This window comes from Streptomyces sp. NPDC050422 (assembly GCF_044458665.1).
Taxonomy (GTDB): domain Bacteria; phylum Actinomycetota; class Actinomycetes; order Streptomycetales; family Streptomycetaceae; genus Streptomyces.
Genome location: NZ_JBITIE010000034.1, coordinates 21,938 through 45,139 on the forward strand (window position 1 = coordinate 21,938; position 23,202 = coordinate 45,139).

The following is a 23,202-nucleotide window of genomic DNA, read 5'->3' on the forward strand; positions in this document are numbered from 1 at the left end:
GGAGCCCGGTGATCACTCAAGGAGTAAAGGTTACGGCGCGGTGCGACGACTGCGGTGGCGTGCTGAAACTCGACGTTGGCCAGTACATCGACCAAGGGCAGTTGTGGTGGGGGACCGAAGGCGCATGCACTGCCTGCCCCAACGGGTGGTGCGAGCAGGACACGGTCGGAGAGACTCCTGCGAAAATCAGGAATGCCCTACTGGAAGAGCACGGGCCAGCACGACTTCGCCTCGCGGGCGACAGGTCGAGCCTCGTCCCCGTCCTGCGAGCCCTGCGCGAGCTATTCAGCCTGCCCCTGGGCCAGGCACGGGTGATGGCCAGCACGCTCCAGGAGACCGGCCTGGTTGGCACACTGGTCGAGATGGAGTTCATCGCCAACGGGCTGCAACGCCGATCAGTCGCTACAAAGATCGAGAGGCGCGAGAAACCGGCCGAGTAACCCCCCACGCCCCCAACCAGAACGGCCGGACAAACGGCCCTGGGGGTCGCGGCAGTGCAACGTCGGCCTCCTCGATGACCAGAAGTCGATCACGAGGGGAGGCACGACCTGCGCGTCCAGCCCGAGGCCGGTCCACAGGGCATGAGCACTGCTCCGCCCGGTGCGACATGCCGGGCTACGGGGGTACCTGCCACCAACTGCCCGCCTCGGCCCGGCCACTTCGCCATCGTACTGACTCGCGTCGAACGGAGTTCCGGCGGCGTGTGAGGCACCGGGGTGTGCGCTTTCCGCGGAACCCTCCCAGTTGGACCGCTGCACGATCACTGCCAGGAAGCCTCAGCAGCCACCGCGCGGCTTGGACGTACATCGCCGATGCGGCCCTGTACCGGCACTCCCGCTGGCCCACCGTTCCCCGGAAGGCTGCCGGGCCCCGACCTCGTACCAGCTCACGTACACCGCCGACTTCGACCGGGCGGACCGCTGGGAGATTGCCGGAACCGACGGCGATCCACCGCGCGAGTCGAGCGGGGACGAGCGAGCGATGCTCATCAACAGGCCGCGATGCCCGACGAGCACCTGGAGGGCCGTACGACCGACCCCACGACGTGGCTGCACGCACCACAGAACCTCAGCCGGCCGGCCGCCCTCACGAAGACCACCGAAGTCTGTGGCCGCACGCTCCACTCATTGAGTCGCCGTGACCTGGAGGGCGTGAGCAGAAGCGGTGCTGACAGAATCGATGCCATGACGGACGGCATCGAAGAGGTCTTCGGGCGGGCTGGCTGCGAGGGCGCGTTGTGTGTCCAGTCACTCGCCGACGGCACCACGTTCTGCCTGCGTGCCGGCGAGCCGGTGGTTCCGGCTTCGGTGGTCAAGGTGCAGATCGCCCTTGAGGTGGAGAGCTGGTTCGCCGATGGCCGGTTGGACCCGCGTGAGCGCGTGGCGTTGCGCGCCGCCGACCGGACACCTGGCCCTGTTGGGGTCTCGCTGTTCGAGGACGATGCTGTGCTCTCTTGGCGGGACATGGTTGTCATGGCCCTTACTGTCAGCGACAACCACACCACCGACGCACTGCTGCGACGAGTCGGCGTCGACGCGGTCAATGCGACGGCGGCACGGCTCGGGCTGACTCGCACTGTGCTCGTGTCCGACCTTCGAACCATGCTCGACTCCATCGGTCAGGACATCGGCTGCACCGGCTGGAACGACTCGGTTACCTGGGCTGCCGGCGCGTCCGCAGACGCGCTGGCGCGGGCCGACGAGCAACTGCTTGCCTCCCGCGCCCTGGACCCATTGCAGGGGACCCGCACCACCCCGCGCGACATGGCAAATCTGCTGCGGTTGATCTGGACCGACCAGGCGGGCCCGGCGGCCGCATGCGAACGGGTGCGCACGGTGATGGCCAAGCAGTTGACCAGGCACCGGATCGCGAGCGGCTTCCGGCTGCCGGTGCGGGTCGCGGTCAAGAGCGGGAGCCTGGTCGGTGTGGTCCGCAACGAGATCGGTGTGATCTCCCATCCCGACGGCCGTCGATATGCCGCCGCCGTCTTCACCCGATCCCCACCAGGCTCGGACGATGTCGCGATCAGCAGCGCCATCGGCGCTGCCACCGCACTGGCCGTCGCCGCGCTTCGGGAGGATGGCGGGTGACACCCCAACCGGCCACCCGGCTACGGCCGGTTCGTCGGCTAGTGCGCTGGTGCTGGTGAGGCGGTAGACGCCTCACGGGGCCAGGGCCTGTCCGGAGTCGTGATCAATGCGGTCTGTTTCAGGCCCGAGGGCCGTGCTGATCCGGTAGAACTCTGCGGTGACGCGACGTGAGCCGAGCGACGGTGAGTGGGCACCGATAGAGCCGTTCCTGTCGTTCGGGTGGTACGGACCCTTGTCGCAGCGACGACGCGAACAGATCGAGGGGGTTGTCCGGAGGTTCCGCACCGATCCAGGTCTCATGCTTTGTCGCGGAGCGACTCCTCGTCCAGCGAGGCGAGTCTGCTGAGGATGTCGACGGCCATGGCCCGTTCACCCGCGGGTAGTGATCTGAGGAGGAGTTCGTTGATTCGTTCTGCTGGAGCGATCAGGGAGTCGAGCAGTTCGGCACCTTCGTCGGTGAGGCTCAGCAGGGTTCGTCTGAGGTCTTCCTCGTCGCGCACCTGGCTCACTAGTGCTGGTCGGTCAGGCGGCGGATCATATGGTTCGACATCTGTGGCGATGACGTGGGCGCCCTCGCGGGCGAGGGCGGCGGCCTCGGCGGCGCCCTGGCCGCGGGCTGCGCCGGTGACGACGATGACCTTGCCGAGCAGTCTCATGGAGGGTTGGTCGGTCACGGCCGCTCCCGGTTGCGGCGACGGCCGGCCGGCAGGGGAAGGGGTTCTGCACCGGGGACCACGGTGTTGGTGAGCGTGCCGATGCCCTCGACGGTCAGGCTGACGGTGTCACCGATGGCGCCCGTCTCATGGGCCCGGGACCAGAACGGCTCGTACGCGGGGTCGGACAGTTCCCGGCCTGGAGTATGGCTGGAGATCTCAACGCCGAGCAGCCCCTGTTCCAGGGCGTGTTCGAGGGCGCGCACCGTCTGGCCCGGATGCTGGAGAGGTACGAGCCCGAGACCGAACAGCCTGTCGGCGGCGGCCGAGCAGTGTGCGGCCGTCGCCTCGTTGGCGGTCCGGTACACCTTCTCGGCCGTCTCCTCGTCGGCCCAGTAGTGGTAGTGCGACGGGGAGGGGCTGACGAGCTGGACTTCCACGCCCTGGGCGTCCATGGCGGCCAGGCGTACGGGGGTGTCGGTCAGCCTCGGGATCCGGTCGCGCACCATGGGCCCGCTGACGGCGAGCGCCGCGGGGCCGTTCCTGCGGGCGTCGAGCTCCCCGGCCTCGGCCAGGCCGGGCAGGCCGGACACGAGGGCCTCGATCTCGGGGAGCAGGACGTGGGCGTGCACGTCCACGGTCGGCGAGGTCACGGCAGCTCCCGGAGCATCGTCATGGTGCGGCCCATCAGGCCGGGTACGTCGGCGTCGCGTACCCCGTCCAGCTGCCACTGCCCGATCTCGACGGACGCCTCGACCACCGGGCGTACCCGGGTGATCCGACGTTCGTAGTACTCCTGGAACAGTGCGCCGTCCCAGGTGTCCGCCCCGGTCAGCAGCTGTGCGAGGACCCAGGCGTCCTCCAGGGACAGTGCGGCGCCCTGGGCGAGGGTGGGCGGGCAGCAGTGTGCCGCGTCGCCGATGAGCACGACGCGTCCGCGGTGCCAGGAGCCCTCGTCCAGCATCCGGTCGAACCAGGTGTAGTTGACCTGGGCCGGGTCGGTGATGTGCTCCGTGATCTCCGGCCAGAAGCCGCCGTAGGAGGAGGCCAGGCGGCGCATTTCGTCGGCGTACGACTCCGGCGGGATCGAGGCGCGGTCGCGGTTGGCCTCGACGACGTAGGCGTACAGGGTGCTGTCGCTGGTGGGGCAGTAGCCGGCGATGTAGGCCGGTCCGCCGTAGGCGAGGTCGGTGCGTGTCACGCCGGCCGGGCGCGGGGCGGCGACGCGCCAGATGGCCATGCCGGTCGGTTCGGGCTTCGCCGTGATGCCGATGGCCGCACGGGTGGTGGAGCCGAGGCCGTCGGCGGCGATCACCACGTCGTAGCGGCCCTCGGAGCCGTCGCTGAAGCGGGCGCGGACCCCGTCGGCGTCCTGGTCCAGGATCTCGGCGGTGACGCCCAGGCGGACGGATGCGCCACTGGCGCGCACCGCGTCGATCAGGATGCCTGGAGCTGGGGCCGCTGCATGCTGACGGTGGCGGGAAGGTCGTCGCCGCCGCTGCGGATGTCGTCCTGTACATGCAGCACGGTGCCGTCGGGGGCGGTGATGCCGACCGATCCGAAGCCGTAGCCGGACGCCTCGACCTGCTCCCACACACCCAGCTCGCGCAGCACGCGCAGGGCGTTGCCCTGGAGGGTGATGCCGGAGCCGGCGGTGGCGTTCCAGTCGTCCTTGGCCTCGATCAGGTGTACGTCGATTCCGGCGCGACGCAGAAGGAGCGTCGCGGCGTTCCCGGCCGCGCCGCCACCGATCACCAGGACCGTTCGGGCCTCGTTGTGGGCTTCGTTCATGGTGGAGCTCCCTTGTTCCTATGTCTACTTGACGGCGATCGGGTTGACGGGGGATCCGACCGCGCCGGTGATGGGGAGGCGTGCGGCGGTGAGCAGGAACTTGTATGCGCCGTCGGCCGCGCAGTCCTCGGCCAGCTCCTCCAGGTCCCACATCTCGCCGATCAGCAGGCCGATGTTGGGGATGGCGACCTGGTGCAGCGGCTGGAAAGCCACGTCGAACTCGTTGGGGCGGACCTCGAAGCCCCAGGTGTCGGTGGCGATGGCGGCGATCTCGCTGCCGTGAAGCCAGCCGGCGGTGGTGAACGACAGCCCGGGGGCCGGGCCGCCGGCGTAGTCGCCCCAGCCGTCACGCCGGGCGCGGGCGAGCTGTCCGGTGCGCACGAGGACGATGTCGCCGCGGCCGACAGCCACGCCCTGCGCCTGGGCGGTTGCCGTCAGGTGGTCCTCGGTGATCGCGAAGCCCTCGGGCAGCTCACCGTCCTCACCGATCGTGCGGCCGACGTCCAGGAGCACGCCGCGTCCGGCGACGTGAGGGGCCATGTGCTCGATGCCGGTGGCCAGGTCGCCTTCGGAGGTGACGGTCTTCGCCGCGTCCCGGCCGTTCCACGCCTTGCCTGGTGACCGGCAGGCGGCCGGTTATGCACTGGGACGTCGACGGCCTGCTCGGGAAGGATCAGCGCCGCGTGTGGTCAGGCGCAGTTCTTCTTCCAGGACGACCACAGCGACTCCATGGTCTGGGCCCTCGCCGTCGACGGGGAGGTGCGTCGCAGGTACTGGCGCTACGGGGAGCCGGAATGGCAGGGCGAGCCGCTGGACTGGGAGGAGCCCCTCGGCGCGGACTCGGACTTCGACCCCGATGACGACCACGAGCCGAACGCCACACAGGCGTCCACCGTCGACAGTGCCGCTTTATGGCTTTCCCTCAACCCGACCGGGGTCGGCGAGCACACACCCAAGCGCGGCCACGGCTGGCTGGCGGTCACGGAAGAGGGTGTGGGGCACGGCCCGTTCACCGGAGCGCTGCGCATCTAGGGCGTGTTTCGAAAGTCCCGCCTGCCGGGCGGCGTCTGGCACTTCCCCGAGCTCTCCGCTTCGCTCGAGCAGGGGAGACCCCATTGCTCGCGGCGTTGCCGAAAAGCCCTGGTAGCTCCGCTACGAGGACTTCCCGGCGCCTTGCGATCGCACGCACCAGACGCCGCCCGGCCCGCCCTCCGGGCGGACGGCGCTACTTTCGAAACACGCCCTAGCGCTGTGGACGAGCTGTGTCGTCAGGTTGCCAGGGGAACAGGATGGACCTCGTCCGCCCGGTGGCCGGCGCGTCCATGTATGCGCTGGACCGCTTCGGCCGAAGGCGCTTCGGAGAGGCAGTACACGGTGCCGGATGCCGGATCCGCCCATGCCTTCTCGAAGTGGACACCTTCTTCCTTCTCGATCGCGAGGTCGGCCTGATGGGCCTGCATCAGTTGGTCGGCCGTGATGTCCTTCATCCCGTGATGGACGTCCATGAACTGAGGCATGGTGTCGCACCCCTTTCGGTATACGGGGTGGGAAGTCAGAGCTGCCAAGGTGCTGTTCCGCCCTGGTCCCGCTGTCTCCAGCCTGCGCCTCTGCAGCTGTGAGAGCGACTGCGGCAGTAGCACGGTCCGCTTCGGGCGTCGGCACCGGCGCCTGCGTCCGGTCCGGATGCGGGCGCAGGCCCCTGGCGTGAGGACCGGAGTACGGGCGGTGGGCCCGGCCGCGCCCGGCCCCGACCAGGTGTCTCCCTGACCGCGGTCGGACCGTCTCCCGGCAGACCCCGGGCAGCCCGGGGCCGGGGCCATCAATCCGGCCTGGTCACTTCTCTGAACGTTGGGGGCAGAGGGATCACATCGGCATGTTCCGGAGAGCGAGAAATGTCCGCCTGCCGGTCAGTACTGTGGCTTCGTATGACCGACACCGAGATCACCGCAGACCTGGTCCGCGACCTGCTGCAGGAGCAGCATCCAGACCTCGCCGGGCTGGCCATCCGCGAGGTGGCGGGCGGCTGGGGCAACCAGATGTGGCGCCTCGGGGACGATCTGGCCGTGCGTATGCAGCGAATGGACCCCACCCCGGAGTTCCAGTTCAAGGAGCGGCGGTGGCTCCCCGTGCTGGCCCCGCGCCTGCCGCTCCCGGTGCCGCTCCCCGTGCGGTTCGGCGAACCGTCCGAGCGCTTCTCCAAGCACTGGACCGTGATGACGTGGGTTCCCGGCGAGCCGCTGGACCACGGCTCGATCAGCCGTGGCGACCACGCGGCCGACACGCTGGCGGGCTTCCTCCGGGCGCTCCATGTGGAGGCGCCCGCCGAGGCGCCGATCGCTACGGACCGCGGTGCCCATCCCGGGAACTGCACGGACGGCTTCGAGAACCTCTTCCGGGCCGTTGCCCCCGACGACATCGCTGCCGAAGTCCGGGCCGTCTGGGACGACGCCGTTGCGGCCCACGCGTGGGAGGGCCCGCCGGTGTGGGCACACGGCGACCTCCATCCCGCGAACGTCGTCGTCTCGGAGGGAACGCTTTCGGGCATCGTCGACTTCGGCGACATGTTCGCCGGCGATCCGGCGTGGGACCTCGCCGCCGCATGGGTGCTGCTGCCCGCCGGCACGGCTTCACGGTTCTTCGGCACATACGCGCATGCCGACGAGGCGGCGATCCGGCGCGCCCGCGGGCTGGCCGCTATGAAGAGCCTCTTCCTGATGCTCATGGGGCAGAACGGAGACCGGGGCCTTCCCGGTGGCAAGCCGCACTGGGGACCTGCAGGCCGGGCGGCACTTGATCGTGTGCTGAAGGGTGCTTGACACACGCTTCTTCGCACGTGTTGTCGATCTTGACTGAGGGCCATGCGGCAGCCCAGTAGATCGACAAGGGCTACGAGCTCACCCCGTACCACGCTGATCCACGTGTGGGCTGGTTCGAGTGCGGCGTCGCCATCGAGCAGTCGTTCCGGTTGCCCGGCAGTGGCTGTCCGACGACAACGGCCACGCGGGTGTCGGCATCGATGACGACCTGGAGGTGGGTGGAGAACCGATGTCTCTGTCAACGCCCTGGCCGACGTCCCGAATGAGCCGCCCGCGATCAATGCCGCCAGCCGAGGAAACCGGACGGCCGAGAGTCGGAACGCCGGTGAGCGTGGGGTCTTCCGGGGGAGTCCGGTGCCCGCTCCAAAGGAGTCCGGTTGCCCGCCCCGGGGAAGTCCGGTGGCCGCCCCGAGGCGGCCCCAACTCGGCCAATATGTCCGTATTTTCGTCATGTGCAACCGGGGGTTGACCGTTCCCGTAAGTGGCTCTAAGTTTCTCGCAGCCCACTGGTACATCGATTAACCACATGGTTAACGTCCTGGTTGGAGACATCCCGCTGTGCGCTCATCCCTGAGCCGGCGCGGTTTCCTCGCAGCAGGCTCCGGCCTTGCCGCCGCTACCGCTCTGTCCGGCTGCTCCACACTCGCCTCGGCCGATTCCGACCCCGGCACCCTGCTCGTGCACACCCAGCTCGGCACCACCGCGCCCGGTTCGCCCACCTACAAGGCCGTCGTCAAGACGTTCCACGAGGAGAATCCGGACATCCGGATCAAGAACCTCGTCAACGGGGACGACCTTCCCCAGGTGTACGAGACCTCCCGTCTGGCCCGCAAGGAGCCGGACGTGGTCATGGTCAACCTCTACGACAAGACCCTGGCCTGGACCGATGTCGGGGCCACCGTCGACGTGAAGGGCTATCTCGACGACTGGGGGCTGCGCGAGCGCGTGCTGCCCGCCGCCCTCGAGGAATGGACCGACGCCAAGGGCAGGCTCCGTGCCTTCCCGTACTTCGCCACCAACTGGCCCGTCGCCTTCAATACCGCCCTGCTCGGGCGGGCCGGCGTCGACTCCGTTCCCACCACCGGTGACCAGCTGATCGGGGCCGCGCGCAGACTGCGCGCCAAGGGGATCGCCCCGGTCACCGTCGGCGGCAACGACTGGACCGGGCAGAAGCTGCTGGCCCAGATCATCCAGACCTTCCTCACGCCCGACGAGGCGAGGAAGGTCTACACGAGCGGCGACTTCAGCGGCAGCAGGGGAGCGCGCGAGGGCATCGACTACTTCGTCCAACTGCGCGACGCCGGCGTCTTCGCCGACAAGGCGCAGGGGCTGACCTCGGACATCATGACCACGCAGTACAACACCGAGGCGGCGGCCATCCAGTCCGCGATGTCCTCGGCGCTGGCGAAGGTCTCACCGAAGGCGGCCGGACACACGGAGATCGGTGGCTGGCCACTGGCCCCCGGAGCCTCGCACAGCAAGCCGACCATCCTGCGCTCGCACACCCTCATCGGGTTCTGGATCAGCCCCAACGGCGTCAAGAAGCTGTCCTCGGTCGAGAAGTTCCTGCGCTTCATGTACCGCCCCGAGACGGTCTCACGCTTCATCACCGAGAGCGGCCGGGACATGGCGCTCGTCACCGACACCGTCAGCAAGGACTTCCCCCTGGTGGCCAAGGCCCAGCAACTCGGCGACGGGGTCGGCCAGGTCCTCCTGCCCGACCTGTACGTCCCCCCGACGGCCACCCAGCCGCTGATCACGGCGACCAGCACCGCCTTCACCCGGGGGACGAGCGCGGCCGCCGTGCGCTCCGCCCTCGAATCCGCCTACCGCACGGCCTGAACCGCGCGCCCGAGCCCTCTGCGAGTCCCTTCATGACGTTGCTCTCGTCCGCCCCGGGCGGCGCCTCGGTCCGCCGGCCGGCCCCGCCCTCGCCCCCTCCCGCCCGGCCCGGCCGCCGAAAGCAGGCCGGGGTCGTCCTCGCCGTGCCGGCGCTGGTCTGGTACCTCGTCTTCATGGTCGGCCCCCTGGTCGCCATCTTCGTCATCGCCGCACTGCACTGGCCGGGCATGCTCCAGCCGGTCTCCTTCGCCGGCCTCGACAACGTCCGTACGGTCCTGGACGACCCGGTCTTCTGGGACTCGGTGGGCAACACCGCCACCCAACTGGTCGTCGCCCTGCCCGTGATGATCGTGTGCGCGTACATGCTCGGGTACTACGTCGCGCAGAAGCCGCCGGGCCACCGCGCCCTGCGCTACCTGCTCTTCATCCCCGGCCTCATCTCCACCCCGGCCAAGGCGATGGTCTTCTACGCGGTCCTCTCGCCGGACGGAATGCTCAACGGCGCACTGGACAAGGCCGGTCTGGGCTCGCTCACCGACGCCTGGCTCGCCTCCCCGTCCACCGCCCTGTACTGCCTCATCGTCCTCGACGTGTGGAGCGGCATCGGCTTCACCGCCGTGCTCTTCGCCGCCCGGCTCGGCAGTGTGCCGGACGAGATCGGCGAGGCCGCCCAGCTCGACGGCGCCGGTCACTGGCGCGCCATGTGGCGCATCCACTTCCCCGTCATCCGCGACTTCGTCGGCGTCGTGACCATGCTCCAGTTCCTGTGGACGCTGTTCGGCTCCGCGCAGAACGTACTGCTGCTCACGCAGGGCGGCCCCGGAAGCTCCTCGACAACGTTGTCCTTCCTCGTCTACCAGAAGGCGTTCATCGCGGCCGACCTCGGCTACAGCCAGACCGTCGGCGTGGTCCTGTTCCTGGTCGGTCTCGCCGGGCTGCTGACGATCCGTCGCGTCTTCCGCCAGAACTACTGATCGGAGCGGTTCCATGAAGTTCGGAAGGTCCTGGCTGCCGGCCCACATCCTGGCGTGGCTGTACGCGGCGCTGCTGGTGGTGCCCCTGTACTACCTGCTGGTCTCGGCGTTCAAGACGAACGACCAGATCTTCGGGAGCCCGTTCTCCCTGCCCACCTCGTTCTCCCCGCACAACTTCGGGGAGGCCTTCTCCTCCGCGGACCTCGGGCCGGCCATCGTCAACTCGGTGCTCGTCACCGCGCTCGCGCTGGTGCTCACCCTGGCCCTGGCCATTCCGGCGGCCTTCGCCATCGCCCGTACCGAGGGACGCCTCGGCGCCTTCGTGGAGCGGGTGTTCTCACTGGGGTTCCTGGTCCCCACGTTCGCCGCGCTCTTCCCCACGTTCCTGCTCGCCGCGGCGACCGGACTCTTCCACACCCGCGCCTTCATGGTCCTCTTCCTGCCGGCCACGGCGATGCCGCTGTCCGTCGTGATCCTCGTCCAGTTCATGCGGACGATCCCGCGCGAGATGGAGGAGGCGGCGCGGATGGACGGTGCGTCCACCTTCGCCGTCCTGCGGCACATCTACACCCCGATGTGCATGCCCGGGATCGCGACGATCCTCCTGCTGAACTTCCTGACGTTCTGGAACGAGTACCTGTACTCCCTCGTCATCATCGGCCCCGACCCCGAACAGCGCACCGTGCAGGTGGCACTGCCCACCCTCAAGTCCCTGACCGGCACCGACTACGGCATCCTGACCGCGGGCACGGTCCTGACACTGGTCCCTGCCTGGGTGGTGTACACCGTGCTCCAGAAGCGCATGCAACAGGCACTCGTCAGCGGGGCGGTGAAGATGTGAAGGAACGTCTCGAGGGGCGTACTCAGGGACAGGAATCGGACGGCACGGCGGGCACGCCACCGGCCCAGACCACCGCCCGGCCCACGATCAAGGCGGTGGCCGCCGCGGCCGGGGTCTCCACCGCCGCGGTCTCCCAGGCCGTCAACGGCACCGGACGGATCTCCGAGGCCACCCGTCGCCGGGTCCTGGACGCGGCCGCCGAACTGGGCTGGTCGCCCAGCGCGTCCGCGTCGGCCCTGCGCCGGGCCCGTACGCGCACGATCGCGCTCGTCGTCAGGCGCCCCACGGACGTGCTCGGCGCCGACCCGCACTTCAGCGAACTGATCACCGGCCTGGAGGGCGAACTTGCCCCCCGGGGCTACGGTCTGCTGCTCCACCTGGTCGCCGGCATCGCCCAGGAGAGCGCACTGTACGAACGGCTGGTCGCCGAAGGGCGCATCGACGGAGCCGTACTGACCGACGCACGCGCCGACGACCCACGCCCGCACCTGCTGCGGGACCTCGGACTGCCCGCCGTCCTGCTGGGCGCGCCCGACTCCGAATCACCGGTGCCCGGCGTCGGCCTCGGGCAGCAGGACGCCGGGGTCCGCGAGGCCGTCGCCCACCTGCTGGAACTCGGCCACCGACGCCTCGCGTACGTCGCGGGACCGGCCGAACTGGTGCACACCCAACTGCGCCGCGCAGCCTTCGAGGACGCGCTCGCCGGGGCAGGGCTGAGCCCCGTGGCCGTACGCCACACCGACTTCACCGAACAGGCGGCCGTCGCCGTGACCGAGGAACTGCTCGCCCTGCCCGACCGGCCCACCGCGCTGGTGTTCCCCAACGACTCGATGGCGGTCTGCGGCATCGGCACGGCGCAGCGCCGCGGGCTCCGGGTGCCGGACGACGTGTCGGTGGTGGGGTACGACAACCTCCCGCTCGGCCGCTGGCTGCACCCCCGGCTGACCACCGTGGACCAGCAGGTGCAGCGGGTCGGTGCGGCCGCCGCCCGCGCGCTGCTCCTCAGGTGCGGCGAGGACGTGACACCGCCGGTCCTCGACGGACGCCCGAGCCTGGTCGTCCGGGAATCGACCGGCCCGCTTCCCGCCGGGTTCTGAGCCATGAGTTCCCCACCGCCCATCGCCCGCGGCCCGCCTCTCGCGGCCCGCTCCGTCCCGCGGCTCCGGCCCGGCCCGCTCCGGCCGTTCACCTGCCGCACCGATCCACCCCCGCACATCGAAGAGGTCAGGACCCGACCATGCGACGCCACAGCGCCCAGCTCACCCACGACTCCGCCGTTCTTCCCTGGCTCGGCGCCAACTTCTGGTCCCGCACCGGCGGGCCGCTGATGTGGCGGAACTACGACCCGAAGACCGTCCGCGAGGAACTGGCCGTCCTGCGCGACCACGGACTGAACATGACCCGGTCCTTCTTCTACTGGCCCGACTTCCACCCGGAGCCCGGCCGGATCGACGAGGAGCTGTGCGAGCGGTTCCGCGACTTCCTGGACGCCCACACGGAGGCGGGAATGGGGACGGTCCCCACCTTCATCGTCGGCCACATGTCGGGCGAGAACTGGGACCCGGCCTGGCGGGGGAACCGCGACCTGTACGAGGACGTGTGGCTCGTCGGGCGACAGGCATGGTTCGTCTCCCAGATGACCCGCCGCTTCAAGGACCACCCCGCGGTCACCGGCTGGCTGATCACCAACGAGATGCCGGGCTACGGCCGGATCTACCAGGTCGACCCGCCCTCCAGCGACGTCGTCACCGCCTGGGCGCAGTTCATGTGCGACGCGGTGCGCGCGGCGGGCGGCACCCAGCCCGTCTCGCTGGGCGACGGTGCCTGGGGCATCGAGGTCACGGGCCGGGACAACGGCTTCTCACTGCGGGACACCGCCGAGTACGTGGACTTCGTCGGGCCGCACGTCTACCGCTCCGACACGGACCGGCCGCGCCAGCACTACCGCGCCGCGTTCGAGTGCGAACTCGCCGCCGTGACCGGCCAGCCGGTCGTGCTGGAGGAGTTCGGGCTGTCGACCGACGTGGTCTCCGCGGCCAACGCCGGCGTGTTCTACCGGCAGACCCTGCACAACTCGCTCCTCGGCGGGGCCACCGGCTGGATCGCCTGGAACAACACCGACTACGACGACCTGTGGGACCATTCCCCGTACGACCACCACCCCTTCGAGATGCACTTCGGCATCACCGACCACACCGGCCGGCCGAAGGAACCGCTGCGGGAACTGGCCGCCTTCGCCGAAATCCTGAAGCAGGTCGACTTCGCCCGGTGCCGCCGCACGGACGCCGACGCCGCCCTGGTAGTCCCCGCCTTCCTGGAACGCGGCTACCCCTACAGCCGGCCCGCCGACCGCCCGCTGATCTTCACCTCCCTCCACCAGGCATACGTGGCCGCGCGCGGCGCGGACCTGCCCGTGGCGTTCGCCCGGGAGGCCGACGGACTGCCCGACGACGCCGCGCTGTACCTGCTCCCCTCGACCCGGCAGCTGACCACCCGCACCCGTCGGGCGCTGGAGCGCCGGGCCCGCGAGGGCGCCACGGTCTACCTGTCGTTCTGCTCGGGCGAACACCCGGCGACACGTGGCCCGTGGTTCCACGATCTGGACGGACTGTTCGGCGTGGAGCTCCAGCTCTCCTACGGTGTCGCGGAGCCGATCGAGGACGACGTGCTGGAGATGACGTTCACGGAGGACTTCGGCTCCATAGCCGCAGGTGAGACCCTGACGTTCCCCGTAGCCGGGAACGAGGACAGCCGCGCCTACCTGCCGGTCGTCCCGGCCGGTGCGCGCGTCGTCGCCACCGACGGGCACGGCCGCCCGGCCCTGCTGTGCCACGAGACGGGCGAGGGCCGCACGGTCCTGGCCACCTACCCGTTGGAGCACATGGCCGCCCGGACGGCGCGGGCCAACCCGGAGCAGACACACCGCCTGTACGCGGCGCTCGCCGAACTCGCCGGGGCCGCAAGGCCGGTGACGGCCGGCTCGCCGTACGTCGCCGCCGACACGCTGGTCCGGGAGGACGGCACCCGCTTCGTCTGGATGGTGAGCCAGTCCGCCGAGGAACTGACCGTCCGCCCGACGGCGGACGGCGAACTGCGCGAGCTGACGGGCGGCGACCCGGTGGTGGATGTGGTGATCGCCCCGTACGGAGTGCGCGTCCTCGAAGTGCGCTGACCGCCCGGCTCCGCCGCCCCGAACGCGCCGCCTGCCCTACCGCCCGTGAAAGTGAGCCACCCATGTCCCAGCCGCTCTTCCGCGACCCCGAGGCACCCACAGCCGTCCGGGTGCGCGACCTCCTGGATCGGATGACCCTCACGGAGAAGGTGGGGCAGGTCAACCAGCGGATGTACGGCTGGGACGCGTACGAGCGCAACGCCTCGGGCCATCACCTGACCGACGCCTTCCGCGCCGAGGTGGCCGCCTTCGACGGGATGGGCGCGCTCTACGGGCTGCAGCGTGCCGACCCCTGGTCGGGCGTGACCGCGGCCACGGGCATCGGTGCGGCCGACGGTGCGCGTGTCTCCGACGCCGTGCAGCGGCACGTCGTGGAGACCACCCGGCTCGGGATCCCCGTTCTGCTGGTCGAGGAGATGCCGCACGGTCTCCAGGCGCTGGACGGCACGCTGCTGCCCGTCAACCTGGCGGTCGGCGCCACCTGGAACCCGGACCTGTACGAGGAGGCCGCCGCGCTCGCCGCCGCGCAGCTGCGGTCACGCGGCGGCCACGTCGCGCTGGTGTCCGCGCTCGACCTGGTGCGCGATCCACGCTGGGGCCGCGCAGAGGAGTGCTTCGGCGAGGACCCCTACCTCGCGGCGCGGTTCACGGAGTCGCTGGTGCGTGGTGTCCAGGGGCCGCCCGGAGAGTTCATCGGGCCGGACCGGGCGGCCGTCGTCCTCAAGCACTTCGCCGGGCAGGGCGCCACGGTCGGCGGCCGCAACAGCGCGGCCACCGAACTGGGAGCCCGCGAACTCCACGAGATCCATCTGGAGGCCGCCCTGGCGGGAGTCAGGGCCGGGGCGGCCGGTGTCATGGCCGCGTACAACGAGTTCGACGGCATCCCGTGCGCCGCAAACCGGGAGCTGCTCACCGGCGTTCTGCGCGAACAGTGGGGATTCACCGGTCTGGTGATGGCGGACGGGCTGGCGCTCGACCGCCTGGTGCGGCTGGCCGGCGACCCGGTGGCGGCCGGTGCCGTGGCGTTGGAGGCGGGGACGGACCTGAGTCTGTGGGACGAAAGTTTCCCCCGCCTGGAGGAGGCCGTGCGACGGGGCCTCGTGGACGAGAGTGCTCTGGACACCGCGGTCGGCCGGGTGCTCGCGCTGAAGTTCCGGCTCGGGCTGTTCGAGAATCCGTACACCGGGGAGCGCGCCCCCGCGCCGGGGCCCGAGCAACTGAGCGAGCGCATCGCCCGGGAGTCGATCACGCTGCTCACGCATGACGGTGTGACACTCCCACTCGGCGAACGCGCACGGCGGATCGCGGTCATCGGCCCGAACGCCGACTCCGTGCCGCAGCAGATCGGCGACTACACCGCGCCCCAGCGGCCGGGCACGGGCATCAGCGTCCTCGACGGACTCAAGGTGGCGGCACCCCGAGGCACGGAGATCGTGCACGCCCGGGGGACCGGTCTCGTGGGCGGCGACCAGTCGGGCCTGCCCGTCGCCGTCGCGCTCACCGCCGGGGCCGATGTCGCGGTCGTGGTGCTCGGCGGATCGAGCGCCCGTGAGTCGGGAACCCGCTTCGACGCCAACGGGGCAGCGGTCGTCACCTCCGGCAACCCGGTCGAGATGACCTGCGGCGAGGGCGTGGACCTGGCGGAACTCGCCCTTCCGGAAGGCCAGTCGGCACTGCTCGAAGCCCTGACCGCGACAGGGACCCCCGTCGTCGTGGTGCTGGTCCAGGGCCGTCCCCACGCGCTGACGGACCTCGCCGGCCGGGCCGCCGCGGTGCTGAGCGCCTGGTATCCCGGCCCCTGGGGCGGGCGGGCAGTGGCGGACGTCCTGTTCGGCACGGCGGAGCCCGTCGGGCGGCTGCCCGTCTCGGTGCCCCGCTCGGCGGCTCAGCTGCCCGTCCACTACAACGGGAAGGACCACGGCTACCGCGGCTATGTCGACCAGCCCGCGACCGCCCGCCACGCGTTCGGCCACGGGCTGAGCTACACGACGGTCGAGTACGGCACCCCCCGTCTGTCCCGGACGTCCGTCTCGACAGCGGAACTCACCGCCGGCGCACCGAACACGACGCATGCCACACCGCGGCCGCTGGTGTGCACGGTCGACATCACCAACACCGGCGACCGGCCGGTGCGGGAAACGGTCCAGCTCTACGTACGCCGGGTGACAGGCGGCACTTCGTGGCCCCGGGTCCGGGAGCTGCGCGGCTTCGCCCGGGTCGCTCTCGAACCCGGGGAACGGGCCGAGGTCTGCTTCCCCGTGGAGGCACGGACCCTGGCCTCGGTCACCCGCGATCTGGAACGGGCCGTGGAGCCGGGGGAGTTCGAGATGGAGACGGGCCCTTCCGCCGACCGGACCTGCGGCACCCGGCTGACCGTCCTGGCCGGCCGGCTCGACTGACGGCTGAAGCCGGCGCCTCGCCCCCGCTCCCCGCCGTGGGGAAGACGGCCCCGGCCCAGAGCACTTCGTACGGCCGGTCCAGGGTCCGGACGGCCCGCGCACCGTGTCCGTCGGCGAGGTTCGTCAGCGTGAACGGATTGCCGACCGGGGCCGGGCAGCCTGCGGGGTCCTGTTCGTCCGCTGCCTGTGCAGCCTCAGCTCGCGCCATGGGTGGGAACGGCCGCGCGACGGCGGCGACGTCTTGTCGGCAGGACAGGGCGATTGACTACCGCGTCGGCACGGCCGTTCCCTATAGGAGGCCAGCCATCCATGCGCGACGGCTCGATCAACGCCCACTGCTCGTCGGACAAGCCACTCTGATACGGCTTGCGTTCACTCATCCCACCGATCCCAACAGGCCACCGGCACCGGACCGGAACGTTCTTCGCTCACACCATCAGGCGACACCAGAACCACCTATAGGCTCACGAACCGCCCACTGAAAGTGATGGAAGCGAGAGGCCGGCGGCACGTGCGCTGCGTTCCCTCCGCCCAGCCGACGTGAGGTGTGCGCCGGCCGGGGAGAGGCCCCACGCCGCCCTGGTCATGCTCCGAGTCGAACACGGCTGCGCGAGGGCGCGGCGCCGTGAGAGCGCCGCACCCCGGCACCGCGCCTTGCGCTTCGGGCGTCAGCCTGTGGTGCACGACACCGTCGGCCAGTTCCAGGAACCGTTGGTCTGCAGTGTCACCCCCCATGTGTTTCCGCTTCCGTTGGGCTTCGCGGTCAGGACCTGAGCGCTGGGGTAGGCGGCACTGATGTTCCAGGTGGAGAGGATCTTCTCGGGGGAGGGGACGTTCATGGTGACCGTCCAGTTGCTGGCGCCGGTGACGGAGACGTTGAGGTTGTAGCGGTCGCCCCACTGCTGCCCGGAGGACAGCGTCGCGGTGCAGCCGCCGGTGCCTCCGCCGCCACCGGTCCCGCCTCCGCCGGCGCTGCCGTCGGGCGCGACGGCCCGTCCGGTCTGCGGCGAGATCATGCCGGAGCAGAGGCCGCGGGACGCGAGCGACTGAGCGATACGCGGGATCGCGGCGAGTGTGTTGGCCGGCCACTCGTGCAAAAGGATGACCTGACCGTTGGTGAGTCGTCCTACGGCCTGCACGATCGCGTCGGTACTGGCGCCGTTCCAGTCCTGCGAATCGACGTCCCAGATCACCTCCGTCAGTCCGTACTTGGCCTCGACGCCCTTGAGGGTGGAGTTGGTCTCGCCGTACGGCGGCCGGAACAGCTTCGGCGTGCCTCCGCCCGCGTTGGCGATGGCCTGCTGGGTCCGGGAGACCTCCGAGTCGATCTCGGCCTGGCTCATCTGAATGAGATGCGGGTGTGTGTAGCTGTGGTTGCCGACCCACATACCGGCGTTGATCTCGGCCTGCACCTGGCCCGGGTAGGAGGCGGCGTACTGGCCCTCGTTGAACATGGTGGCTCTCAGGCCGTTCTGCTTGAGAGCGTTGAGCAGGGCGGGGGTGTGGTCGTTGGACGGGCCGTCGTCGAAGGTGAGGCCCACGTAGCCGTTGCAGGTGGCGGCCTGCGCGGGGGCCGCGGCAGTGGCGGTCAGGCCCAGGGAGGTCGTCGCGGCGAGAGCGAGTCCGGCGGCCAGAGCGGCCGGGCGACGGCGGGGAAGGAGATGCATGGAGGTCCTCCTGGTGGCGGAGGTCCGGCCACGCCGAGGAGCGCGGCCGGACGCGTGGCAAAGGTGAGGGTCACTGCGGACCCGGGAAGATCAGCCGGTGCTGCAGGTGACCGTGGGCCAGGTCCAGGAGCCGTTGGTCTGGATGGTCGCTCCCCAGCTGTTGCCGTTGCCGTTGGACTTGGCCACGAGGGTCTGGCTGTCCGGGTAGTTGGTGCTCACGTTCCAGGTGGACAGGACCTTCTCGGGCGAGGGGACCTTCATGGTGACGGTCCAGTTGCTGGAGCCGGAGACCGAGACGTTCAGGTTGTAGCGATCGCTCCACTTGTCGCCTGCTGAGAGCGTCGCGGTGCAGCCGCCGGAGCCGCCGCCGCCCGTGCCTCCGCCGCCACCGCCCGTACCGCCACCGGAGCTTCCCTCACTGACGGTGATGTTGGAGCTGCCGCTGCTCTGGTAGCCCTCGGTCGCCATGATCATGTAGTTGAAGGAACCCATGCTCATACCGTGGCTTGCCCAGGCGTCGAAGTGGTTGCCCGTGGTGATGGTGCCTCCCGTCCGCTTCGACTGGCGGACGCTCCAGTACTGCTTGAAGGTCTTCGTGCCCTCGATCGAGGGCTGATTCACCCGGGTCGTCTCATAGATGTCGTAGGTGCCTCCGTCGCTGGTGACCGTGCCCTTGAAGGTGCCGGTGGGGCGATAGGTGCCGAAGTTCTCGACGACGTAGTACTCGACCAGCGGGTTGGTGGTCCAGCCGTAGAGCGCGAGGTACGCGTTGCCCGACGGGTTGAAACTGCCGGAGTAGTTCACGGACTTGCGCCCGCCGGTGCTCCAGCCCTTGCCGCCGACGAAGTTGCCGACGTTGCTCCACTGGTAGCCGTAGTTGCCGCCCGAGCCCAGCGTCATCGACACCGAGCCGCCGCCATCGCTCCAGTGGGAGTAGTAGTAGCCGTTGTTGGTGCCGGTCTGGTTCGAGTTGATGACCGTGTCGGCGCTGGCGGCGTTGGGCAGCAGTAGCACGGCGACTGCGGCCAGGGCGAGCGCCCAGGAGCTTCTCAGCAGGGACATGAAGCGGGCGGGTCTGCGTCTGCGAGGTGATGGCGCGGGTGAGGTCATGTCGGTTCCTCCAGAGCCTGTGACGTACGGGTGATGCCGGATGCGCCCTACTGATCTCCCTCAACGCAGCGGCCACGCCGCATGGTTGGGCTTGCGCGGCTGCAGTCGGCGGTGGCGGTCCGGCCCGATCACGGAGTCTTGGTCTGCCCCTGACGCCTGTCAATAGTTTCGGCAAATATTTCGAAACCTTCGGGCTTGGTGGAAGGGCACCTTCTACGGAACACTCCCAGGTACAGGCGTGATTCAAGCAGGCGGGGTCCGATGTGGATCGGTCCCGGCGAGGTGGATGATCCACTGGGCGTCATGAGCTGCTTCGAAACTTTCGGACTTCTTTGCATCTGGTGTCGCGGCCAGCGGTATCAGACGGTCCGGCGAAGGACTCGCGCGTTGGTGACACGACCGCCAACGCGGCCGCTACTTGGCGAACCGTCAGGCTGCCAACAACGGCCGGCGCCAGGAGAAGAAGGCGGCCACCCTCTTCCATCAGGCCGAGGGGCTGCCTCGGTCGCTTCCGAGCTGGAGAGTCGGCCGAGGGCGTTCCAGGTGTAGTCGCGGAAGCCGTCGGATGTGAGCTGGCCGTCCGCGTCGTAGCTGAACGGGCGGCCGGCGAAGGTGGTGATGCGGTTGTCCTTGCCGAAGACCCGTTCCCGACGGCAGGGCGCCGGCCGCCCTTGCTGCCGGCTTCGCGGAATGTCCGGTTTCATTGGACACGTCGGTCGTCTGTCGGAAAGCGATGGCGAGGTCAAGTAGTCAACGCACCACCACTGTTCAAGAGGTCGGCGTAGACCTTGCCGGAGTGTGGTAGCCGTGGGTCTTGCGTGGACGGTGGTTGAGTTCGTGGGCGATGGCGTGCAGGTCGGCCCGGCTGAACGTGCGGAGGTCCGCGTGCTTGGGGAGGTACTGCCGATAGAAGGACTGGAGCCGAATTCAGGCGTAGGCGTCCTCGACGGCGACTTGTCGCACGGTGCGAAGCGTCGACCGGAGACTGTCCAGATCGGTCGATCCCAGGGCGAGGCGGATCGCCTGTGGTGTGTGCGTCGTGGTGGTGAACGGCTCCGCCGTGGTGACCGAGATGTGTCGGCGCGCGAGGGTGGCGGTCAGGCGGTCGGCGCGTGCGTCGTCGGGCAGTGGCAGCCAGGTGAAGTAGGACGAGGGGTGGCCGATGAGCGGGAGGCCCGCAAGCTCCTGCCTGACGAGTGCCTGGCGCGTCTTGGCGTCGTCTCGTTTCTGCGCTTCCAGGTGGTTCACTGTGCCGTCGTCGAGCCAGCGGCACGCGATGGCGGTGGTGAGGGCGGGGGTGTTCCAGGTGGTCGCCCGAATGGCGCGTTCGAGCGAGGGAACCACAGATGGCGGGGCGAGCACGAAGCCGACCCGCAGGCCGGTGGCGATGCTCTTGGACAGCCCCGAGACGTAGACGGTGATGTCCGGCGCGGTCGCGGCCAGAGGCGGTGGAGGGTCCTCGGCCAGGTAGGCGTACGAGGCATCCTCGATGATGAGCAGACGGTGCTGTCGAGCGATTCTGATCAGGCGGATCCGGTCGGTTGCCGGCATGACCCAGCCCAGAGGGTTGTGCAGGGTGGGCATGGTGTAGATCGCGCGCACCGGGCGGGTCGCGCACAGTCTCTGCAGGGCATCGAGATCCGGTCCGTCGGCGGTGGTGGGGATGGGCTCCACGTCGAGGTGGAAGGCGTGTGCGAGCACCTTGAAACCCGGGTAGGTGAGTGCGTCGACCGCGACGACGTCGCCCGCGCTCAGCGTGGCCATGACGGTGATGGCCAGGCCGTGCTGGGCACCGTTGGCGATGAGGATCTGATCCGCGTCGGCGGTGATTCCCCGGCGTTTGAGGTGTCGTGCGATGGAGGCTCTGTCCTGCGGGCGCCCTCGGTGTGGTTGGTAGCGCAGCAGCGAGTCGAGATCGCCGGAGGTGGCCACTTCTCGCAGGGCCTGCCGCAGGAGATCGGCCTGGCCGGGCAGGGACGGGTAGTTGAAGTTGAGGTCGACCGCATCTGTGGCGACTGCTTGCTGATCGATGCCGTGACCGGCGGGGACGGCGATGTCACGCACGAACGTGCCGCGGCCCTGTTCCCGGCTCACCAGGCCCATCGCTTCCAGCTCGGCGTACACCCGGGTCGCGGTCACCACGGCGATGCCCTCGCGGGCGGCGAGAGCGCGGTGGGTCGGCAGCCGCACCCCCGGGGCGAGGCGTCCGGTCCGGATGTCGGATGCGAGCGCGTCGACCAGCTTCTTGTATCGCGAGGCTGCCATGCACCGGATTGTATCCATGACAATTCTTTGACTGTCCTGCTCGCGGGTCCTTACCGTCGAGTCCCACTCATCCGGAAAGGACAGCCGTCGTGCACATCGCGATCCTCACTTTCGAGGGCTACAACGAGCTCGACTCCCTGATCGCGCTCGGTGTGCTCAACCGCATCAAGACCGATGGCTGGCGCGTCACCATCGCGACCCCCACCCCCAAGGTGGCGTCGATGAACGGGGTGGTCATCGAGCAGATGTCCACGCTGGAGGAGGCGTGCGCCGCTGACGCCGTCATCGTCGGCAGCGGTATCGCCACCCGCGAGGTCACCGAAGACCCGGCGATCATGACCATCCTGCGAGGCCTGGACCCCTCGCGCCAGCTCATCGCGGCACAGTGCTCCGGCGCGCTCGTGCTGGCCAGGCTCGGCCTGCTCAACGACATCCCCGCCTGCACCGACCTCATCACCAAGCCGTGGGTCGTCGCCGCCGGCGTCGAGGTCCTCAACCAGCCCTTCTACGCCAAGGACAACATCGCCACCGCCGGCGGCTGCCTGGCCTCGCACTACCTCGCGGCCTGGACCATCGCCCGCCTTGCGGGACACGACGCCGCCGAAGGCGCGCTGCACTATGTCGCCCCGGTCGGTGAGAAGGAGGAATACGTCGAGCGCGCCTGGCGCAACATCACCCCCTACCTGCCCGCTCCCGCACAGGCGCTCGTCCGACCCAACCAGTCGCAAGCGAGGTAGGCCAGGAACCCGCGACGACATCCGGACGGCGCAGGCTCTTCGGGGCGACCGCAGCGGCGACGTGAACCTCCCTCGCCAACTCCGCGGCCTCCGTCTCCCACGCGGTCAGGCCGCTTCGGTGAAGCCGGTGCTGGTCAGATCCTGCTCTCGCGGTTGTAGTTTGCCCGGCGCCGTCGGCGGGGCTCGCGGTCGGGGTCCATGTGCATGCCTCCGCGGTCGGTCCACTGCCGGCCCGGGTGCGGCAACAGATTGAGGGGCCCGAACTCGACCATGCAGCACATGACGTCGGGTTCGCCGCCCTTGCCGCCGGCGATCGCATAGAGGTGCTCGACGCGGCCCTTCTTGGCCGCGTAGTCCGGATCGCGGGAGGTATTCCAGGTCTTCAGGCGTTGAAAGGAGACGCCTCCCGCACGGAGGAGGGTGCGCAGGCCCTCGTGGCTGATGCCGTCGACCACCCCCGGCGACCGGGAGGTCTTCGGACGGCCATCCTCGTACTTCGGATACAGCGAGTCGAAGCCATCCGTATTGAGGTGGTGGATCACGTCGCGGACCCGGTCCACATCAGGGGGATTTACCTCGCGGTGGGCTGGCCCAGGTTCATTGGTCCGCCGAGCTGTACGGCGCCGATCTGGCTGATCTTGGAGTCTGCGCCGGCCAGGCTGAGGGGAGCAGGCGACGCAGGCTCATCCGAACCACCCAGTGCACGGACCGACGGGGTCGATCACGGGGGAGTTGCTAAATGGAGTGGTAACAATCTCGGCGTCCGGGAGTATGCGGGGGTGTCGCGCCGCCCACTCCTGTCTGGTCGCCGGCGTCGATCAGTCTTCGGCTCGAACCATGAACAC

At 69.6% G+C, this 23,202-nt stretch carries 15 protein-coding genes and 7 pseudogenes; 11 read left to right on the forward strand and 11 right to left on the reverse strand.

Translation table 11 applies throughout. The features are described from left to right. Positions 1–59 precede the first annotated feature (59 nt). Together ACIBJG_RS36120 and ACIBJG_RS36125 are read left to right on the forward strand one after the other, a co-directional pair. Entirely contained in the window at positions 60–440 is a 381-nt protein-coding gene (locus ACIBJG_RS36120) for a hypothetical protein (RefSeq protein ID WP_399314219.1), read from the forward strand. A 744-nt stretch (positions 441–1,184) separates the two neighbouring features. Beyond that, positions 1,185–2,090: a serine hydrolase gene (locus tag ACIBJG_RS36125; RefSeq protein ID WP_399314221.1), complete on the forward strand. Its 906-nt coding sequence runs from the start codon at positions 1,185–1,187 to the stop codon at positions 2,088–2,090. A 545-nt stretch (positions 2,091–2,635) separates the two neighbouring features. Here ACIBJG_RS36125 and ACIBJG_RS36130 read toward each other — a convergent pair. The 5 pseudogenes from ACIBJG_RS36130 to ACIBJG_RS36150 all read right to left on the reverse strand — a co-directional run. Then, positions 2,636–2,746: pseudogene (locus ACIBJG_RS36130) on the reverse strand (3-oxoacyl-ACP reductase); the annotation flags it as partial. Positions 2,747–2,760: 14 nt separating this feature from the next. Beyond that, positions 2,761–2,877 (reverse strand): annotated as a pseudogene (locus tag ACIBJG_RS36135) (hydroxylase); the annotation flags it as partial. Further along, positions 2,878–3,396 (reverse strand): annotated as a pseudogene (locus ACIBJG_RS36140) (amidohydrolase family protein); the annotation flags it as partial. Continuing rightward, positions 3,393–4,534 (reverse strand): annotated as a pseudogene (locus ACIBJG_RS36145) (FAD-dependent oxidoreductase). The pseudogenes ACIBJG_RS36140 and ACIBJG_RS36145, both read right to left, overlap by 4 nt. A gap of 24 nt (positions 4,535–4,558) precedes the next feature. Further along, positions 4,559–5,149 (reverse strand): annotated as a pseudogene (locus ACIBJG_RS36150) (cyclase family protein); the annotation flags it as partial. Between the two features lie 114 nt (positions 5,150–5,263). Here ACIBJG_RS36150 and ACIBJG_RS36155 point away from each other — a divergent pair. Further along, on the forward strand, positions 5,264–5,566 hold the full coding sequence (locus ACIBJG_RS36155; RefSeq protein ID WP_399314223.1) for a hypothetical protein: 303 nt from the start codon (positions 5,264–5,266) through the stop codon (positions 5,564–5,566). Between the two features lie 236 nt (positions 5,567–5,802). Here ACIBJG_RS36155 and ACIBJG_RS36160 read toward each other — a convergent pair whose 3' ends face one another. Then, a complete protein-coding gene (locus tag ACIBJG_RS36160) occupies positions 5,803–6,051 on the reverse strand; it encodes an SCO4226 family nickel-binding protein (protein WP_399314224.1) in 249 nt (82 codons plus the stop codon). 408 nt (positions 6,052–6,459) lie between these two features. Here ACIBJG_RS36160 and ACIBJG_RS36165 point away from each other — a divergent pair, with 408 nt between their 5' ends. After that, positions 6,460–7,350 carry a phosphotransferase gene (locus ACIBJG_RS36165; RefSeq protein WP_399314226.1) on the forward strand — a complete coding sequence of 297 codons (891 nt, stop codon included), beginning with the start codon at positions 6,460–6,462 and terminating at the stop codon, positions 7,348–7,350. 139 nt (positions 7,351–7,489) lie between these two features. Here ACIBJG_RS36165 and ACIBJG_RS36170 read toward each other — a convergent pair. Then, a pseudogene (locus tag ACIBJG_RS36170) lies at positions 7,490–7,588 on the reverse strand (IS5/IS1182 family transposase); the annotation flags it as partial. 320 nt (positions 7,589–7,908) lie between these two features. On the opposite strand from ACIBJG_RS36170, the gene ACIBJG_RS36175 reads away from it, so the two are divergent. The 6 genes from ACIBJG_RS36175 (at position 7,909) to ACIBJG_RS36200 (ending at position 16,578) form a co-directional block, all read left to right on the forward strand. Continuing rightward, positions 7,909–9,192, forward strand: coding sequence for an ABC transporter substrate-binding protein (locus ACIBJG_RS36175; RefSeq protein WP_399314228.1), 1,284 nt, complete (start codon positions 7,909–7,911; stop codon positions 9,190–9,192). A gap of 32 nt (positions 9,193–9,224) precedes the next feature. Continuing rightward, the gene (locus ACIBJG_RS36180) at positions 9,225–10,166 is read left to right on the forward strand and encodes a carbohydrate ABC transporter permease (protein ID WP_399314230.1); all 942 of its coding nucleotides are present in this window, start codon (positions 9,225–9,227) and stop codon (positions 10,164–10,166) included. Positions 10,167–10,179: 13 nt separating this feature from the next. Continuing rightward, positions 10,180–11,007: a carbohydrate ABC transporter permease gene (locus ACIBJG_RS36185; RefSeq protein ID WP_399314232.1), complete on the forward strand. Its 828-nt coding sequence runs from the start codon at positions 10,180–10,182 to the stop codon at positions 11,005–11,007. 95 nt (positions 11,008–11,102) lie between these two features. Continuing rightward, positions 11,103–12,104 carry a LacI family DNA-binding transcriptional regulator gene (locus tag ACIBJG_RS36190; RefSeq protein ID WP_399314273.1) on the forward strand — a complete coding sequence of 334 codons (1,002 nt, stop codon included), beginning with the start codon at positions 11,103–11,105 and terminating at the stop codon, positions 12,102–12,104. Between the two features lie 140 nt (positions 12,105–12,244). Next, complete coding sequence (locus tag ACIBJG_RS36195) at positions 12,245–14,179, forward strand: cellulase family glycosylhydrolase (RefSeq protein WP_399314233.1); 1,935 nt, start codon at positions 12,245–12,247, stop codon at positions 14,177–14,179. Positions 14,180–14,241: 62 nt separating this feature from the next. Beyond that, the gene (locus ACIBJG_RS36200) at positions 14,242–16,578 is read left to right on the forward strand and encodes a glycoside hydrolase family 3 N-terminal domain-containing protein (RefSeq protein ID WP_399314236.1); all 2,337 of its coding nucleotides are present in this window, start codon (positions 14,242–14,244) and stop codon (positions 16,576–16,578) included. A 668-nt stretch (positions 16,579–17,246) separates the two neighbouring features. Here ACIBJG_RS36200 and ACIBJG_RS36205 read toward each other — a convergent pair. From ACIBJG_RS36205 to ACIBJG_RS36215, 3 genes are all read right to left on the reverse strand, one after another. Further along, positions 17,247–18,245 carry a polysaccharide deacetylase family protein gene (locus ACIBJG_RS36205; RefSeq protein ID WP_399314238.1) on the reverse strand — a complete coding sequence of 333 codons (999 nt, stop codon included), beginning with the start codon at positions 18,243–18,245 and terminating at the stop codon, positions 17,247–17,249. A gap of 90 nt (positions 18,246–18,335) precedes the next feature. Then, positions 18,336–19,355, reverse strand: a complete 1,020-nt coding sequence (locus ACIBJG_RS36210) for a glycoside hydrolase family 11 protein (RefSeq protein WP_399314240.1) — start codon at positions 19,353–19,355, stop codon at positions 18,336–18,338. Positions 19,356–20,282: 927 nt separating this feature from the next. After that, positions 20,283–21,620, reverse strand: a complete 1,338-nt coding sequence (locus ACIBJG_RS36215; RefSeq protein ID WP_399314242.1) for a PLP-dependent aminotransferase family protein — start codon at positions 21,618–21,620, stop codon at positions 20,283–20,285. Between the two features lie 89 nt (positions 21,621–21,709). Between ACIBJG_RS36215 and ACIBJG_RS36220 the strand changes: the two genes are divergently transcribed. Further along, on the forward strand, positions 21,710–22,357 hold the full coding sequence (locus tag ACIBJG_RS36220; RefSeq protein ID WP_399314244.1) for a DJ-1/PfpI family protein: 648 nt from the start codon (positions 21,710–21,712) through the stop codon (positions 22,355–22,357). A 149-nt stretch (positions 22,358–22,506) separates the two neighbouring features. Here the strand turns inward: ACIBJG_RS36220 and ACIBJG_RS36225 are convergent. After that, a pseudogene (locus tag ACIBJG_RS36225) lies at positions 22,507–22,917 on the reverse strand (IS630 family transposase); the annotation flags it as partial. Between the last annotated feature and the right edge of the window lie 285 nt (positions 22,918–23,202).